The sequence below is a fragment of the Caulobacter sp. P1_D6 genome, assembly GCF_056406095.1.
Genome location: NZ_JBFUAW010000009.1, coordinates 81,132 through 98,304, shown reverse-complemented (window position 1 = coordinate 98,304; position 17,173 = coordinate 81,132). Strand labels below are relative to the sequence as shown.

14 protein-coding genes are annotated in these 17,173 nt (G+C 68.7%); 9 read left to right on the top strand and 5 right to left on the bottom strand.

Translation table 11 applies throughout. From position 1 onward, the window contains the following. The first annotated feature begins 371 nt into the window (after positions 1-371). From AC1DYP_RS06810 to AC1DYP_RS06795, 4 genes are all read left to right on the top strand, one after another. Positions 372-1,742, top strand: a complete 1,371-nt coding sequence (locus AC1DYP_RS06810; protein WP_477045701.1) for an NAD(P)-binding protein — start codon at positions 372-374, stop codon at positions 1,740-1,742. Between the two features lie 91 nt (positions 1,743-1,833). After that, the gene (pbpC, locus tag AC1DYP_RS06805) at positions 1,834-3,882 is read left to right on the top strand and encodes a penicillin-binding protein 1C (protein ID WP_477045700.1); all 2,049 of its coding nucleotides are present in this window, start codon (positions 1,834-1,836) and stop codon (positions 3,880-3,882) included. 52 nt (positions 3,883-3,934) lie between these two features. Beyond that, positions 3,935-4,348 (top strand): antitoxin Xre/MbcA/ParS toxin-binding domain-containing protein, encoded by a 414-nt coding sequence (locus AC1DYP_RS06800; RefSeq protein WP_477045699.1) that lies wholly within the window; start codon positions 3,935-3,937, stop codon positions 4,346-4,348. Then, complete coding sequence (locus AC1DYP_RS06795) at positions 4,345-5,079, top strand: RES family NAD+ phosphorylase (protein ID WP_477045726.1); 735 nt, start codon at positions 4,345-4,347, stop codon at positions 5,077-5,079. Before AC1DYP_RS06800 ends, AC1DYP_RS06795 begins: the two co-directional genes overlap by 4 nt. 173 nt (positions 5,080-5,252) lie before the next feature. On the opposite strand, the gene AC1DYP_RS06790 is transcribed toward AC1DYP_RS06795, so the two are convergent. The 3 genes from AC1DYP_RS06790 to AC1DYP_RS06780 are packed head-to-tail and all read right to left on the bottom strand — an operon-like array spanning position 5,253 to position 7,201. Continuing rightward, complete coding sequence (locus AC1DYP_RS06790; RefSeq protein ID WP_477045698.1) at positions 5,253-5,879, bottom strand: carbonic anhydrase; 627 nt, start codon at positions 5,877-5,879, stop codon at positions 5,253-5,255. Continuing rightward, positions 5,872-6,513 carry a maleylacetoacetate isomerase gene (gene maiA, locus AC1DYP_RS06785; protein WP_477045697.1) on the bottom strand — a complete coding sequence of 214 codons (642 nt, stop codon included), beginning with the start codon at positions 6,511-6,513 and terminating at the stop codon, positions 5,872-5,874. Before maiA ends, AC1DYP_RS06790 begins: the two co-directional genes overlap by 8 nt. A 10-nt stretch (positions 6,514-6,523) precedes the next feature. Next, entirely contained in the window at positions 6,524-7,201 is a 678-nt protein-coding gene (locus tag AC1DYP_RS06780) for a fumarylacetoacetate hydrolase family protein (protein WP_477045696.1), read from the bottom strand. Between the two features lie 190 nt (positions 7,202-7,391). On the opposite strand from AC1DYP_RS06780, the gene AC1DYP_RS06775 reads away from it, so the two are divergent. From AC1DYP_RS06775 to AC1DYP_RS06765, 3 genes are read left to right on the top strand one after another with little or no spacing between them, the layout of a single operon-like run. Beyond that, positions 7,392-8,270: an ABC transporter ATP-binding protein gene (locus tag AC1DYP_RS06775; protein ID WP_477045695.1), complete on the top strand. Its 879-nt coding sequence runs from the start codon at positions 7,392-7,394 to the stop codon at positions 8,268-8,270. A 10-nt stretch (positions 8,271-8,280) separates the two neighbouring features. Beyond that, on the top strand, positions 8,281-11,892 hold the full coding sequence (locus AC1DYP_RS06770) for an ABC transporter permease/M1 family aminopeptidase (protein ID WP_477045694.1): 3,612 nt from the start codon (positions 8,281-8,283) through the stop codon (positions 11,890-11,892). 18 nt (positions 11,893-11,910) lie between these two features. Beyond that, positions 11,911-12,336 carry a PaaI family thioesterase gene (locus AC1DYP_RS06765; RefSeq protein WP_477045693.1) on the top strand — a complete coding sequence of 142 codons (426 nt, stop codon included), beginning with the start codon at positions 11,911-11,913 and terminating at the stop codon, positions 12,334-12,336. Between the two features lie 42 nt (positions 12,337-12,378). Here the strand turns inward: AC1DYP_RS06765 and AC1DYP_RS06760 are convergent, their stop codons facing one another. Then, complete coding sequence (locus tag AC1DYP_RS06760) at positions 12,379-12,978, bottom strand: DUF4142 domain-containing protein (protein WP_477045692.1); 600 nt, start codon at positions 12,976-12,978, stop codon at positions 12,379-12,381. Positions 12,979-13,099: 121 nt separating this feature from the next. Here AC1DYP_RS06760 and AC1DYP_RS06755 point away from each other — a divergent pair, with 121 nt between their 5' ends. Together AC1DYP_RS06755 and AC1DYP_RS06750 are read left to right on the top strand one after the other, a co-directional pair. Further along, positions 13,100-14,296 (top strand): CaiB/BaiF CoA transferase family protein, encoded by a 1,197-nt coding sequence (locus tag AC1DYP_RS06755; RefSeq protein WP_477045691.1) that lies wholly within the window; start codon positions 13,100-13,102, stop codon positions 14,294-14,296. Next, positions 14,296-14,709: a GFA family protein gene (locus AC1DYP_RS06750; protein ID WP_477045690.1), complete on the top strand. Its 414-nt coding sequence runs from the start codon at positions 14,296-14,298 to the stop codon at positions 14,707-14,709. Before AC1DYP_RS06755 ends, AC1DYP_RS06750 begins: the two co-directional genes overlap by 1 nt. A 167-nt stretch (positions 14,710-14,876) precedes the next feature. Here AC1DYP_RS06750 and AC1DYP_RS06745 read toward each other — a convergent pair whose 3' ends face one another. After that, positions 14,877-16,790 carry an HWE histidine kinase domain-containing protein gene (locus tag AC1DYP_RS06745; protein WP_477045689.1) on the bottom strand — a complete coding sequence of 638 codons (1,914 nt, stop codon included), beginning with the start codon at positions 16,788-16,790 and terminating at the stop codon, positions 14,877-14,879. Between the last annotated feature and the right edge of the window lie 383 nt (positions 16,791-17,173).

Here is a 17,173-nt window from a genome sequence, read left to right as displayed (position 1 = left end):
TTGAGGTTGTTTTATCGAACGCCCTGAACAAATACTCGCATAGTTAATGGTGACGCCAAGCGCTGCCGTTCGGCGAATTTCGGCTCTATAATCTGTGACTTATTCCATTTTTCGCGGGCGCTTTTCCGACCTTTTCCTGAGCTTGACTATATTACTGATGAGGCGGAGGACTGACGTTTACGGTGTGGTGAAGCTTGGTCCGTATTTTGCTCTTAGCGAGATTGCCGGGAACCTCCGGCCCACATCGGGACAAAGTCGGGGGACTAACTGTCAAAAGGCGGCCTGCAAAGGCTTGGTAGTCAACGGGGTGGCGATGCGGTGAGCATCGTTCGGCACCGTCGACTCAGCGTGCGACGGAGTCTCGAACTCTTATGAAAAGCCACATGCTCAAAGCCCAAGATCTTTCCCGTGAGACTGAAGTGACTTCCGTTCGGCGCGCTTCGCCGCAGAGGGCTCCCGTCGTGTGCTTCGATTTCGCGATTCTCGGGGCCGGCGTCAGCGGCATGTCCGCCGCCAACACGCTCTCGGACGTCAGTTCGGTGGTGATGATCGACGAGTACGCCGGCATGGGCGGCAATCATAAGTCCCGCACCATCGGGCCCTATACGTTCGACATCGGATCCTTCGTCTTCAAGGGCTCGGACGAGCTGTTCAAGGCGTTCCCCGAACTGGAAAAGCTGTGCGTGCCGACGCCGGTCAACGTGCAGCGCATCGCTCCGGGCGGCCATGTCGAGAAGTATCCCTACTCGCCGCGGACCGAACTGTTCCGCGATGGGTACGTGTCCGGGATCGGGAGCCTGGCGTCCGTCCTGATCTCGAAGATCAAGTACCAGAAGAAGAGCAACGCCGCCGACTACGCGAAATACTACATGGGCGAGCGCATCTTCAAGGACAGCGGCCTGGAGCTCTATATCGAGCGCCTGCTGGGCAGCAAGGCGGGCGAGATCGAGATCGAGTTCGCCAAGCGCCGGATGACCTGGATCGCCCGCGCGGGCTCGATCCGCCAGCGCGCCAAGAACCTCAAGATCGTCGCGCCGACCGCCGGCGTCCAGCTGGTGCGTCCGGCCCAGGGCTTCGACAAGCTCTATGCGCCGGTCAAGACCGCCCTCGAAAAGCGCGGCGTGCAGGTGCTGCTGGGGGAACGGATCGAATCCGTCAGCCGGATCGACGGCGTGTTCCACATTCGCACCAATCACAGGTCGATCCAGGCCCGGCGGATCATCTCGACGATCCCGATCCAGCACGCCGCGCCGCTGTTCGGGGCGCTGACCGAGATCGAGCCGCTTCAGAACGTCGACCTGGTGTCGTTGTATTTCAGCTTCGAGGGGAAGCGGGGTTTCCGCGACCAGATCCTCCAGAACTTCGCCGACCGCGGGCGCTGGAAGCGGCTGACTATGCATTCCGACTTCTACGGCACGGCGCAGGGACGCGAGTATTTCAGCGTCGAGGTTCCGGCGGGCGACGTCTCGATCGACGAGATCGAAGCCGATTTCCGCGACAGCATCGCCTCGGTCGGCCTGTTCCAGGGCGATCTGAAGCTGGAAGGCCACGACGTCACGCGCTTCGCCTATCCGGTCTATCGCCGGGGCGCGACCGCCACCGTCGCCCGTCTGGTCGCCGAGCTGAAGGCGTTGGGCGTGGAGTCGCTGGGTCGCCAGGGTCGTTTCGACTACCTGCCGACCGGGGCCCTGACCGCCAAGCTGGCGCGGGTGGGCGTCCAGAGGATGCTCGAGACCGACTGAGACTTCGGGCGCGTCCGAGAGCGTCGTCACGCCAGGATTGACGGTCATGCCGACGCGAAGCAGCGTGGGGCATGCGTCGCCGACACCCGTCATGATCTCGCCCGCTCGCCTGACGCGGCTTCTCGTCGCCTTTGTCGCCGTCCAGGTCGCGCTGTTCGCCCTGAGCGTCGCGTTTCCGCCCGACATGGCCCGCGCCAGGCGCTCGTCGCCCGTGGTGCTGGACCATCGCGGCGCGTGGCTGCGGGCCTTGCCGGTCGAGGACGGCCGTTGGCGGGTGCGGGCCGACTTGGCGCGCACCGACCCGACCTTTCAGAAGCGCCTGATCGCCGTCGAGGACGCGCGGTTCCGCGAGCACCTGGGCGTCGATCCCCTGGCCCTGATCCGGGCGGTCGGTTCGGCGGCGGTGCACGGACGGGCGACCTCGGGCGCCTCGACCCTGACCATGCAGACCGCCCGCCTGCTGGAGCCCCGGCCCCGCAACCTGGGCTCCAAGCTGATTGAGATGGTCCGCGCCGCCCAGCTGGAAGCGCGGCTGACCAAGCGCGAGATCCTGGCCCTCTACCTGACCCTGGCGCCCTACGGCGGCAATCTGGAGGGGGTGCGGGCCGCCAGCCTGGCCTATTTCGGCCACGAGCCGACCAGCCTGACCGACGGCGAGCAGGCCCTGCTGATCGCCCTGCCGCAGTCGCCCGAAGCCCGCCGTCCGGACCGCCGTCCGGAGGCGGCCCGCGCCGCCCGTCGCGCCGTGCTCGACAAGATGGTCCGCGCCCATGTGCTGACCGAGGCCGCCGCGTCCGAAGCCGAGGCCGAGCCGCTGCCACGGCGCGGCGCCTTCCCCACCCTGGCCTGGCACGCGGCCGGCGAGCTGGCCCTGGCGGCGCCCGCCAGTCAGCCCAGCGTGGTCTCGACGATCGACGCCGACCTGCAGACCCGCCTGGAGCCGATGGCCGCCGCCATCGCCGCCGCGCAGGGACCGGACGTCACCGCCGCCATCCTGGTGGTCGAGATCAGGAACCGCGCGGTGCGGGCCCTGGTCGGCTCGGCGGGGCGCGACCGGCCGGGCGGTTGGATCGACCTGACCCGGGCCGTGCGCTCGCCGGGCTCGGCCCTGAAGCCCTTCATCTATGCCTTCGCCTTCGATGACGGCGCGCTGGCGCCCGACACCCAGATCGACGACGCCGCCACCCGTTTCGCCGACTACCAGCCCGAGAACTTCGACCATGTGTTCCACGACAAGGTCACGGCCCGCGAGGCCCTGGCCTATTCGCTGAACGTCCCGGCCGTCGCCACCCTGGAGAAGATCGGCCCCGACGCCTTCGCCGCGCGGCTGGAGAGCGGCGGCGTGCGGCTGGTGCGGCCCAAGACGGCGATCAAGGCGTCCGGCTTGGCCCTGGCCCTGGGCGGCGCGGGGATCACGCCGCGCGACATGGCCGTGCTCTACGCGGCCCTGGGCGACAGCGGCGTCGCCAAGCCCCTGGCCTTCACCGAGGCGCAGGCCAAGTCACGCGAGCGCATGGGCGGGACCCGCATCGTCCGGCCCGAGGCGGCGGCCCAGGTGCTCGACATCCTGCGCGAGGCCCCGGCTCCGCGGGGTCGGGCGCCGTCGGCCCTGACCCGGGGCGGACCGGCCATGGCCTTCAAGACCGGCACCTCCTACGGCTTCCGCGACGCGGTGGCGGCGGGGGTGGTCGGCGGCTACGCGATCATCGTCTGGACGGGGCGGGCCGACGGCGGCGCGCGCGGCGGCCTGACCGGGCGCGACGCGGCCTTGCCGTTGCTGTTCGACGTGGCCGACGTGATCAACGCCCCGGCCATCGCCCCGCGCCCGATCGCCCCCAAGGCCGCCCCCGGCGCCCTGCAGCGGCTTCAGCAGGCCAGCGAAGGCCCTCGCCTGATCTTCCCGCCCGACGGCGCGACGGTGCAGGTCGACAGCGTCGGCCCCGGCTCGCGCGGCCTGGTCATGGCCGCCGGCGGCGAGGACCTGACCTGGTACGTCGCCGGCGCGCCCCTGGCGGCCGACCCGGTCAGCGGCAAGGTGATCTGGCGCCCGGCCGCGCCTGGCTTCTACCGATTGAAGGTGGTGGACGGGGAAGGGCGGGCGGCCTCGGCCCGCGTGCGGATCAAGGCGCCGACCGGCTGAGGATTGCCATTTGGCAGCCGATAGCCTATATTCGGCCAAAGAGGTATTCAACATGTCCCTGGTCACCCTGGTCGACACCGAACCCAAGGCCTTCGCCCCCGAGCCGATCTCGGACGCGGAAGCCGCCGCCATGTTCCGCGCCGCGGTCAACCTGCTGAAGCTGTGGGGCGTGACCGACGACGAGGCCGCCGTGCTGCTGGACCAGCCGGTGCGCAGCTATCGCCGCTGGAAGGCCGGCGAGATCGGACGGATCAATCGCGACGGCAAGGCGCGGCTGTCCAACCTGATGGGTGTCCACAAGGCTCTGCGGCTGGTTTTCCAGGAGCCCCAGCGCGGCTATGCCTGGATCAAGGCGCCCAACACCGCGTTCGGCGGCCGCTCGGCCCTGGACGTGATGCTGGGCGGCGAGCTGACCGACCTGATGCGGGTGCGCCGCTACCTGGACGCCGAGCGCGGGGCTTGGTGATCGACGCCGCCCCTGTTCCGCTGGGGACGATCCCGCGCTCGCCGGTCGTCTGGCGTGGCGCGGCCCGCATCATCCGCAGCGCCTGGCCTCCGATCGACCTGTTCGAGGACATCGCCGACCCCGCCGACTGGCCGCTGCTGATCGCCGCCGAGCAGAAGACCAATCCGCGCCTGATGGAGACTATCGGCAACCTCGACCTCGTCCCGCAGGACCGGTGGGTCGCCGGGGCGGGGGCCAGCTACCTGATGGCGCCGTTCACCCATGTCAGCCCCGACCGGCCCAGCCGGTTCAGCGCCGGGGCTTACGGCGTGCTCTATGTCGCCGATCGCTTCGAGGTCGCCCTGTCGGAGACCATCCACCACCACGCCCTGTTCATGGCGGCCACCGCCCAGACGCCGGGATGGACCTCGCAGTTCCGCGAGATTGTGCTGGATGTTCGGGGCGCGCTGCACGATCTGCGCGGCGACGATTCGGCCCTGGGGCCCGCGCTCGATCCGGACGACTATCGGCCCGGTCAGGCTCTTGGCGCCCAGCTGCGGGCCGCTGGTTCCGAGGGCGTGGTTTACCCCAGCCAGCGCCATCCAGGCGGCGAGTGCGTGGGGTTGTTCTATCCGGACCTGGCCTCGAACGCCGTCCAGGGCCGGCATCTGGACTATCACTGGGACGGTGGTCGCGTGGACCTGATCCGCGAGCCGGCGACGGGGCGGGTATTCCGGGTCGAGGGCCGCTGACTGGACCCTTCTCCCCTCGCGGGAGAAGGTGGCGGCGCAGCCGCCGGATGAGGGGTCTCTCGAACGCAAAACGCCGCGACCGGCCCAACGGCTGTCGCGGCGTTTCTGTTCTTCAACCCCTCACCCGACCGCCTTCGGAGGCCACCCTCTCCCGCAAGGGGAGAGGGGCAGTATCAGCAGGGGCCACTGGCCACCCGCTCGTAGTCGTCCAGGCTCGAAATCCCGACGTTCAGGTCCGTCACCAGCCCGTTGCCCAGCGAATAGACCCAGCCGTGCACCGACAGCTGCTGGCCGCGCGCCCAGGCGTCCTGGACGAAGACGTCGGAGGCCACGTTGCGAACCTGGCGGATGACGTTCAGCTCGCACAGGCGGTTGAGCATGGCCTTCTCGTCGGGCAGGGCGTCCAGCTCGTGCTTGTGCTCGGCGTGGACCTCGCGGATCGGGTGCAGCCAGTGGTCGACCAGGCCGCGCCGCTTGCCGTCGATGGCCGCCGCCACGCCGCCGCAGCCGTAGTGGCCCACGACCATCACGTGCTTGACCTTGATCACGTCGACCGCGAACTGAAGCACCGACAGGTAGTTGGCGTCCTGCGGCGGGGCCAGGTTGGCGACGTTGCGGTGAACGAACAGCTCACCCGGATCCAGGCCGACGATCTCGTTGGCCGGCACCCGGCTGTCGCTGCAGCCGATCCACAGATATTCGGGGCTCTGCTGGCCCTCCAGGCGCTTGAAGAACTGGGGGTCGGCCTCGGTCTTGCGCAGCGACCAGGCCAGATTGTTGCTCTTCAGGTCTTCAAGCATGGATGGCGTCCGGCTGTTGGTTGGGATGGGCGGCGACGAAGGCCGGGTGTTCGGCGCAGCGCGCGGCGACGGCGCGGATGCCCGGGAACGGGGCCAGGTCGGTCTTGAAACGCTCGGCGTTATAGACCTGCGGGACCAGACAGCAATCGGCCAGGCCCGGCGCGTCACCGAACGCGAAGCCTCGGCCGTGCCGGGCGATCATCGCCTCCAGCGCCGTGAAGCCGTCGGTGATCCAGCGCTGGATCCAGACGTCGCGCGCGGCTTCGTCGACCCCTAGGCCGCCCAGCGCGCGCAGGATGCGCAGGTTGTTCACGGGGTGGATGTCGCTCGCGACGATCTGGGCCATCGAGCGCACCAGGGCCCGGTCGAAGGCGTCGGCCGGCAGCAGGGGCGGCTCGGGGACGGTCTCGTCCAGCCAGTCCAGGATCGCCAGGCTCTGGGTCAGGATCCGGCCGTCGACCTCCAGGGCCGGCACCAGCCGCTGGGGATTGAGCGCGGCGAAGGTCGGCTCCTGATGCTGGTCGGCGACCAGGTTCACGGGCGCGGTGTCGTAGGCCAGGCCCTTGAGGTTCAGGCCGATCCGCACCCGATAGGCCGCGCTGGACCGCCAGGCGCTGTGGAGGGTGAGCTGCATGGCGCCCGCCTCAGACGACGGTGAAGGTCAGCTTGCCGACGCCCTCGACCACGCCCTCGACCCGGTCGCCCCGGCCGATGGCGGCCACGCCCTCGGGTGTGCCGGTGAAGATCAGGTCGCCGGCCGCCAGGGTCCACAGCTTGGAGGCTTCGGCGATGATCTCGGGGATCGTCCAGATCATGTCGGCGACCTGGCCGCTCTGGCGAAGCTGGCCGTTGACGCTGAGCGTGATCGCCCCGTCGGGCTTGGCCTTGTCGGCGGGGACGATGGCGGTGATCGGGGCGCTGGCGTCGAAGCCCTTGGCCGAGTCCCAGGGATGGCTCTTGGTCTTGGCGGCGGCCTGCAGGTCGCGCCGCGTCAGGTCGACCCCGACCGCGTAGCCGAACACGTGGCTCATCGCCGCCTCGACCGCGATGTTGGCGCCGCCCGACTTCAGGGCGATCACCAGCTCGATCTCGTGGTGCAGGTCGTGGGTGGCGACCGGATAGGGGACCTTGTCGCCGATCACCACGGCGTCGGCCGGCTTGGCGAAGAAGAACGGCGGATCGCGCTCGTCGGCGCCCATCTCGCGCCGATGCGCCGCGTAGTTGCGGCCTACGCAGAGGATCCGGCGCACGGGAAAGACGGAGTCGCCGCCTTCGACCGGAACCGTGGACTGGGCGGGCGGGGGGAAGGCGAAGTGCGTCATGGCGCCTGATTAGACCCAAACCCGCTTCGCCAAAAGTCACCTTCGTGAGGACATGATCCTGCAACACGCCGGCCACGACGCGTGTCTAAACGTTCTTTCACTTGCCCCGACCTGCGACGACAAGGCATGACGGGTAGGCAATTGTGGCGAAAACCCGCCATGTCGACGTCGAAGGGGCCCGGGACCGACGATGCTGATCATCGAGAACCTGACTCACGTCTACGCCAACGGCGTGAAGGCCCTCGACGAGGTCAGCCTGACCATACCCGGCGGCATGTACGGCCTGCTGGGGCCGAACGGCGCGGGCAAGTCGACCCTGATGCGCACCGTCGCCACCCTGCAGGCCCCGACCTCGGGCCATATCCGCTTCGGCGACATCGACGTGCTGAAGTCGCCTGACCAGCTGCGGCGCACCCTGGGCTACCTGCCGCAGGACTTCGGCGTCTATCCGCGGGTGTCGGCCTACGACATGCTCGACCACATGGCGGTGCTGAAGGGCATCGCCGACGCGAAAGACCGCAAGGCGGTGGTCGAGAGCCTGCTCAACCAGGTCAATCTGTGGGACGTGCGCAAGAAGGCCATCGCCGGCTTCTCGGGCGGCATGCGCCAGCGGTTCGGCATCGCCCAGGCCCTGATCGGCGATCCGCGCCTGATCATCGTCGACGAGCCCACCGCCGGCCTCGACCCCGAAGAGCGCAACCGCTTCCTCAACCTGCTGGCCGAGATCGGCGAGAACGTGGTGGTGATCCTGTCGACCCACATCGTCGAGGACGTGTCGGACCTCTGCCCGGCCATGGCGATCATCTGCGACGGCCGCATCGTCAAGGAAGGCGCGCCGCGCGACCTGGTCGGCCAGCTTTCGGGCCGGATCTGGCGCAAGGTCATCGACAAGGCCGAGCTCGAGGCGGCCAAGAAGGAGCACCAGGTCATCTCCACGCGCCTGCTGGGCGGCCGCACCGTGATCCACGTTCTGGCGGACCAGGATCCGGGCAACGGCTTCACGCCGGTCGAGGGCGGGCTGGAGGACGTCTACTTCTCCACCCTGTCCAACACCCGTCGCGCGGCCTGAGGGCGCCCGGATGTTTGGCAAGATCGCGGGCTTCGAACTCCGCTACCAGCTGAAATCGCCCGTCTTCTGGGTGGTGACGGTGATTTTCCTGCTGCTGGCCTTCGCGATCACGACCGTCAGCAACTTCTCGATCGGCCTGGGCCCCAGCGACCATCGCAACGGCCCGTACGCCCTGGCCCAGGCCAGCATGGTCTTCTCGCTCTTCTACATGTTCGTGACCACGGCCTTCGTGTCGAACGTGATCGTGCGCGACGACGAGACCGGCTTCGGCCCCATCCTGCGCACCACCCGCCTGACCAAGTTCGACTATCTGTACGGCCGCTTCGTCGGCGCGTTCCTGGCCGCGGCGATCTCGTTCCTGGTGGTGCCGGCCGCGGTATGGATCGGCTCGCACATGCCCTGGGTCGACAGCGAGCTGCTGGGTCCCAACCGCTGGGACGCCTACCTGTTCGCCTATGGCGTGATCGCGCTTCCGACCCTGCTGCTGACCTCGGCGATGTTCTTCGCCCTGGCCACGGTCACCCGCTCGATGATGTGGACCTATGTCGGGGTCATCGGCTTCCTTGTGATCTGGGTGGTGGCCAACATCGCCCTGAACAAGCCCGAGTTCGAGCACGCCGTGGCTCAGTGGGAGCCGCTGGGCGGTTCGGCCTACGGCCTGGTCAGCAAGTATTGGACGGTCAGCGAGCGCAACACCCTGGTGCCGCCCGTGGACGGCGTTTTGCTGTTCAACCGCGTCTTCGTGCTGGTCCTGTCGGCCGTCTTCCTGGTGGCGGCCCATTTCGGCTTCCGCCTGCAGGCCGCCGAGCTGTCGGGCAAGACCAGGAAGGCCCGCCGCCGCCAGACGCAGGCCGAGGCCGCGGCCGAAACGCCGCCGACCGTCCTGGCCGCTCCCGTCAGCACCCGTTTCGACGCGAACTGGGCCTGGGCGCAGCTGGTGGCGCGCACCCGCCTGGACATGGGCCAGGTGTTCAAGAGCCCGGCCTATTTCGTGCTGCTGGCCCTGGGGCTGTTCAACGCTGCGGGCGCCCTGTGGTTCGCGACCGACGAGACCAGCTACGGCGGGGCCATCTATCCGCTGACCCGGGTGCTGCTGAACCCGCTGATCGGTTCGTTCACCCTGATCCCGGTGATCATCTCGATCTACTACGCCGGCGAGCTGGTCTGGCGCGAGCGCGACCGCAAGACCCACGAGATCATCGAGGCGACCCCGGTGGCCGACTGGGCCTTCATCGCGCCCAAGGTGGCGGCGATCTCGCTGGTGTTGATCTCGACCCTGCTGGTCAGCGTGCTGGCCGCGATGGTCAGCCAACTGGCCCACGGCTACGCCAATCTCGAGCTCGACAAGTACCTGCTCTGGTACGTCGCGCCGATGTCGGTGAACGTGATCCTGCTGGCGGTGCTGGCGGTGTTCCTGCAGGTGCTGAGCCCGCACAAGTTCGTCGGCTGGGGCCTGATGGTGCTTTACATCGTAGCCGGCCAGACGTTCGCCAACCTCGGCTTCGAGCACCGCCTCTACAACTACGGCGGCGGCGGACTGGTCGGCCTGATGACCCCGACCTCCGACATCAACCGCCTGGGCAAGTTCTGGATAGGCGCCTGGTGGACCCGCGTCTATTGGGGCGCCTTCGCGACCGGCCTGGTGGTGCTGGGCTACGCCCTCTGGCGTCGCGGGACCGAGACCAGGCTCTGGCCGCGGCTGCGGCGTCTGCCCTCGCGCCTGACCGGCAAGGCCGGCCTGACCTTCGCGGTCGCCATGGTGGTGTTCGTCGCCGTCGGCGGCTTCATCTACCTGAACACCAACGTCTGGAATCCCTACCGGACCCGGATCGACAACGAGAAGTGGCAGGCCGACTACGAGAAGACCCTGCTGCGCTTCGAGACCACGCCCCAACCCAAGATCGTGGCGATGAAGCTGGACGTCGACCTCTATCCGCACGATCCGGGCGTCAACACCAAGGGCGTCTACACCCTGGAAAACCGCAGCGGCCAGATCCTCAAGGAGATCCACGTCCGCTTCGACCGCGACCTGAAGGTCAAGGGTCTGTCGATCGAGGGCGCCCGCTCCAAGCAGACCTTCGACCGCTTCAACTACCGGATCTTCGCGTTCGACACGCCGATGAAGCCGGGCGAGCGGCGGATGATGAGCTTCATCACCCATCGCGCCCAGGACGGCTTCCGCAACCGCGGCGACGACACCCGCGTGGTCGACAACGGCACGTTCATCGACAACACCGAGATCGCCCCGATGCTGGGCATGAGCCGCGACGGCCTGCTGCAGGATCGCGCCAAGCGCCGCAAGTACGGCCTGCCGCCCGAGCGGCGGATGGCCAAGCTGGGCGACGTGGCCAGCCTGCAGTTCAACGGCCTGCGCCACGACGCGGACTTCGTCGCTTCGGACATCACAGTGACCACGGATGCCGATCAGACGCCGATCGCGCCCGGCTACAAGGTCTCCGACCAGACGCAGGGCGGCCGGCGCGCGGCCCGCTTCGTCACCGAGGCCCCGATCCTGCCCTACATGTCGATCCAGTCGGCCCGCTACGCCGTGGCCCGCGACCGCTACAAGGGCGTTGACCTGGCGATCTATTACGACCCGCACCACCCGTGGAACATCGAGCGGATGAAGACCGGGATGAAGGCCTCGCTCGACTACTACCAGGCCAATTTCAGCCCCTATCAATTCCGCCAGCTGCGGTTCCAGGAGTTCCCCGGCTACGCCGACTTCGCCCAGTCGTTCGCCAACACCATTCCGTGGTCGGAGAACCTGTTCTTCATCGCCAAATACGACGATCCCGAGAAGATCGACATGGTCACCTATGTCGGCGCCCACGAGATCGGCCACCAGTGGTGGGCCCACCAGGTGATCGGCGCCGACCAGCAGGGCGGCACCATGCTGAGCGAGACCTTCGCCCAGTACTCGGCCCTGATGGTCATGAAGCGGATGTACGGCGAGGCCCAGATCCGCAAGTTCCTGAAGTTCGAGCTGAACAGCTACCTGCGGGCCCGCGGCGGCGATCCGCTGGAGGAGCAGCCGCTGGCCCGGGTCGAGAACCAGCCCTACATCCACTACCGCAAGGGCTCGCTGGTCATGTACCGGCTGCAGCACGAGGTGGGCGAGGAGACGGTGAACCGGGCGCTGCGCAAGCTGATCGCCGACCACGCCTTCAAGGGCGCGCCCTATCCGACCTCGCTCGACTTCCTGGCCGCCCTGCGCGCCGAGGTCCCGGCCGACAAGCAGGCGCTGATCACCGACCTGTTCGAGAAGATCACCCTCTACGACCTGAAGACCAAGACGGCGGTCACGCGCAAGCTGCCCGACGGGAGGTTCGAGACCGTCCTGACGATCGAGGCCAAGAAGCTCTACGCCCAGGGCCGCGGCCAGGAGACCGCCGCGCCGTTGGACGAGGTGATGGATGTCGGCCTGTTCAGCCTGGAGCCCGGCAAGAAGGGCTTCGGCGACGACAAGGTCCTGGCCTTCGAACGCCGGCGGATCCGCACGGGGACCCAGACCCTGACCTTCGTGACCAAGGCCGCGCCGAAGGTGGCGGGCGTGGACCCCTACAACATCGTCATCGACCGCAACGGCGACGACAACACCGCCAAGGTCACGATGCAATAAGGCGGGGAGGAGGGTGAAATGGCCGGCGAAACGGAGCTGAAGCTCGATGCGGCGGCGCTGAACGCCTTCCTGTCGAAGGCCTTTCCCGAGGCGGGGTCGCTGCTTCCGCAGGTGCTGGAGGCCGGGCCCGGCCGAGTGCTGGTGCGCCAGGCCTTCGCCAGCCGGGCGTTGCGGCCGGGCGGGCTGATCTCGGGGCCGACCCAGATGGCCATGGCCGACACCGCGGCCTACGCCCTGATCCTGGCCCATATCGGCGAGGTGGCGATGGCCGTGACCACGTCGCTGACCATCCATTTCCTGCGCGGCGCCAAGCCGGGCGAGCTCTACGCCGAGGCGACGCTGCTCAAGCTGGGCCGGCGGATCGCGACGGTCGACGTGCTGATCTGGTCGGAATCGCGCGAGCGAGCCGCCGCCAAGGCGACGGTCGCCTACGCGATCCCTTGAGAAGTACGGAGCGCGCCGAAGCGCGCTCCGGTCCAGTCTTGGTTAGTGCACGAAGCCCTTCTTCAGGCCTTCGGCTTCGTTCAAGTGTTCCTGCACGGCCGGGGCCGTGGCGGCGGCGAAGGCCTTGATGGCGGCGGTGTCGCCGTCCTGGGCGTAGCGCTGCATCAGGTTCAGGGCCGCCTGGTGGACGTCGACCTGGTCGTCGGCATAGGTCTTGTCGAAGTCCTCGTTGCTGGCCTTGTTCAGGTCGTCCAGCTTGTCCTGCAGGTCGGCCGGCAGGGCGGTCGGCGGGGTCAGGGCCGCGCCCGAGGCGGCGATGGCGGCCTTCAGGTCCTCTGTGGTCTTGGTGTGGGCCTTTTCCATCATCGCGGCGAACTTCTTCACCTCGGCGTTGGTCGAGCGCTTGGCGGCGACCTTGGCGGCCTCGATTTCGTACATGTCGGTGGCGGCGGCCTTCTCGACGAAGGTCGCGGCCTTGGTCTCGTCCGACGGGGTCGGGACGGTGGCCGACGGGTTGGCGTCCGGGGTGGCGGCCTGTTCGGCCGGGGTGGCGGCGCCCTTGGTCTCGTCGGTTTTCTGGCCGCAGGCGGCGACGCTGAGGGCGGCGATGGCGGCGCCGACGATGAGAAGCTTACGAGTCATGGCTTTCTTTCCCTGCGCGTTTTTCTAGAACGTTGATCGTTCGGGCGCCGCGCTTGCGCCTCAGAGGCCTAATCAACTTCACGCAGCCGTGATGGTTCCGTGACCCTGGGGAGAGAAACGCATGGCCGACGCGCCGCTGAACGGCCTGCGGGTCATCGAGATGGGCTCGCTGATCGCGGGCCCGTTCTGCGGCCAGGTGCTGGGCGATTTCGGCGCCGAGGTCATCAAGCTGGAGGATCCCAAGGCCGGCGATCCGATGCGGCAGTGGGGCCGCACTAAGCCGAAGGGCCACTCGCCCTGGTGGCCGGTGATCGGCCGCAACAAGACCTCGGTGACGCTGGACCTGCGCGCGCCCGAGGGCCGCGACATCGCCCGCGCCCTGATCGACACCGCCGACGTGGTGGTCGAGAACTTCCGGCCCGGCACGCTGGAGAAGTGGGGCATGGGGTACGAGGATCTGGCCAGGACCAATCCCGGCCTGGTGATGGCCCGGGTCTCCGGGTTCGGCCAGACCGGTCCCTATTCGCACCGCGCCGGCTACGCCCTGATCGGCGAGGCCATGGGCGGGCTGCGCCACATCACCGGCGAGGCCGACCGGCCGCCGGCCCGGGCAGGGATCTCGATCGGCGACAGCCTGGCCGGCCTCAACGCAGCCCTCGGCGTGATGATGGCCATCCACAACCGCCACGCCACCGGCAAGGGCCAGGTGGTCGACGCGGCGATCTACGAAAGCGTGCTGACGGTGATGGAGAACCTGATCACCGAATACGACCTGTCGGGCTATGTGCGCGAGCGGTCCGGCGCGATCCTGCCCGGCATCGCGCCGTCCAACGTCTATCCCACCCGCAGCGGCGAGCTGATCCTGATCGGCGCCAACCAGGACACCCTGTTCAAGCGGCTGTGCGACGCCATGGGCCGGCCCGAGCTGGCGACCGACGAGCGCTACCGCGATCATGCGGCAAGAGGACAAAGCCAGCTGCAGCTGGACGCCACGATCGCCGGGTGGACGGTCGAGCACGACATCGAGGAGCTGCTGCCGCTGCTGGAGGACGCGGGCCTGGCCGTCGGCCGGGTCTATCGCGCGCCCGACATGCTGAAGGACCCGCAGTTCGCCGCCCGCGAGTCGATCGTCGAGGTCGCCCACCCGGTGTTCGGCACGGTGAAGATGCAGAACGCGTTTCCGAAGCTGTCCGACACGCCCGGCGGGGTGCGCTGGCCGGGGCCGGCCTTGGGCGAGCACACCGACGTGGTGCTGCGCGACGTGGTCAAGCTGTCGGACGAGACGATCGCGGGCCTGCGGGCCAAGGGGGTGGTGTGATGAACGGGAAGATCTACACCGGCGGCTGTCTCTGCGGGGCGCTGCGCTACGAGGCGCGGGGCGAGCCGCTCTACATGGGCCATTGCTATTGCGCCGACTGCCGCAAGGCGTCCGGCTCGGGCTTCATCCCGTTCATGGCCTTCGCCGCCGCCGACCTGACGTTCAGCGCCCCCACCAAGACTTTCGTGTGCGTATCGGCGCGAGGCAGCGACGCGGTGCGCAACAGCTGTCCCACCTGCGCCAGCCTGGTGTTCGGCGGGCCGGTGGGCGAGACGGACTCCCACACGATCTACGCGGGGTCGCTGGACGATCCGTCGCTGTTCCGTCCCAAGGTGGCGATCTTCGTCAAGGGTCGGCCTGATTGGGCGGTGATTCCGGATGGGCTGGAGGCGTTCGAGGGGCTGCCGGGTTAGGGCGATGGCTCGCCCACTTGCCCCCACCTGACGGCTTCGCCATCTGTCCGCCCCCACAGGGGGCGGAGGACGCCCCAGCAGCCGCACGGCGCCGTCTTCACCCTCTGGGGGAAGACGACCGAAGGCCCGTAGGGGGCAAGTGCTAGCCGCACCAAGCTCGGGAAGTTCTAGCGCCCCGTCACCGAGGCCAACGCCCGGGCGATCTGGTGGACGTTGTAGGGCTTTCTCACGATCGGGGCGTCGAAGCCCATCGGGGCGGCCTTGTCGGCGTAGCCGGTGGCGAACACGAACGGCCGGCCCTCGCGGCGCAGCACCTCGGCGACCGGCGCCACCGACTGGCCGTTGAGGTCGGCGTCCAGGACGGCGGCGTCGAACGTCAGCTCCAGCATCTGCAGGGCCTCGGCCAGCTCGGCCGCGCAGCCCACCACCTCGACGCCGGAATCCTCCAGCCCCGCCTCCAGCTCCATGGCCAGCAGCAGCGAGTCCTCGACGATCAGCACCTTCAGGCCCGCGATGTCGCCGGACCTGAAGCTGTCCTCGCCGCCGCCCACCGTCTCGACGATGCGGGCGTCGGGGGCTTCGACCGGTTCCGGCTCGGGTTCGTCGACCAGGGCGTCGGCGGCGGCGTGGATCATCGCCGTGACGCCGCTGCGCTTGTATTCGACGGTCGCCCGCCCGCCCAGTTCGCGGCCGACCACGTCCTCGATCAGGGTCATGCCGAAGCCGCGCTTGTCCGGCGGCGAGGTCATCGGCCCGCCGGTCTCCAGCCATTCGAGATTGAAACCGCCGCCGGGGGCCACGCGCCAGACCACCTCGACCCGGCCGCTCTCGACCGACAGCGACCCGTACTTGACCGCGTTGACGGCCAGTTCGTGCAGGGTCAGCGACAGGGCCGCCGCGGCGCGGGGGGTCAGGAACAGCTCCGGCCCGTCCCAGCGGGTCTGGTTCGGCGCCAGGCCGCCCAGCTCGGCCGCCGCGATCCGCGCCAGGGTCGCGCCGCGCCAGCGGGCCGCGCTCAGCAGGTCGTGGGCCGAGCTCATCGCCTTGAGCCGGCCGTTGAAGGCCTTGAGGAAGCCGTCCAGCGACGAGGCCTTGCGGGCCGACTGGCCGGCCACCGACTGCACGGCGGCCAGGATGTTCTTGATGCGGTGGTCCAGCTCGGTGAGCAGGTTCTCGCGCTGGTCGTCGGCGTCCTTGCGGGCGGTGATGTCCTGGACCACGCCGATCAGCCGCAGCGGCTCGCCGCCGGCGTCCTTCACCAGCAGGCCGGCGACGCTGTTCCAGACCACCCGGTGCGGATCGGACGACACCCGCCGGAACTCGACCTCGTAGCGGCCCTGGGTCTGCAGTTGGGCCTCGACTTCGGCGCGGATCGCCTCGCGCTCGTCGGGATGGACGAAGGCGTAGAGGGCGTCGCCGCCCTCGGCCGGCGCGACCCCTTCGGGAAGCTCGGTGATGCTGGCCATCCGCGCGCTGACCCGGACGGTGTCGGCGACGATGTCCCAGACGAACTCGCCGAGGTTGGCGGCGTGCAGGGCCAGGGCGATGCGTTCGCTGTCCAGCGTGCGCTCGGCGACGTTGCGAGCCGTCTCGGCGTCATGCAGCAGCTCTTCCATCGCCAGGGCGGCGAGGTCGGCCAGGGCGTCGGCCAGTCCGATGTCGACGCCTTCCCGGGGGAGCGGGTCCTCGACGGTCAGCAGGCCGACGATCTCGCCCGACGCGGTCTTCAGCGGCGCGCAGGCGAAGAAGCGGCTGTCGGCGCACCAGGGGCGCAGGGTCTGCTCGGGAGCGCCGGCCAGGTCGGGATGCGAGACGACGCCGCTTTCGCGCAGACGTTCGGCGATGCCGGCGGGGCGAGGTTCCTCGACATGGTCGAAGCCCACCTTGGCTTTCAGCCAGACACGATCCTTGCCGATCAGGCGAATGGCCGCCCGCGGGGCGCCGAACAGACGTGAGGCAAGGCGGACGATCCGGTCGAACCGGGGGTCGGCCGGGTCGCCGTCGAAGGCGCGAAGGGCGTCGAGGGCGCGCAGCCGGCGCGCCTCCTGATCATCTGCCAGCGTTCCGCCCGCATCGTCCATGATTCGACCATAGACCGGGTTCGCGCATGGCGCGAGATCGATAAAAGCGGCGCCCGCCGATCCTTTGCGAGGCGCGGTGAAGATCACCTGTGGTGAAGCTCCAGCCTTGAGGCTACAATGGAACTTGTCGCCTCGGCATTGCGTTGTGCGGGCGCAGCTTCGCGCTGCCCGCCCCCAACAAGAACCGAGCCGCGAACCGGAGATTCTCATGCCCGACAACAGCCTGAACCCCGCCTTGAATGAAGCAAGCAAGGCCTCGTCGAACGCCGGCGCGGCCCTCGATCACGCCGAGCGCAGCTTCGGCGAAGCCGCCAGCGCCGCCCGCAGCAACCTCAGCGAGGCCGCCGCCTCGGCCAAGGCCAACCTGTCCGACGCCGCCAAGC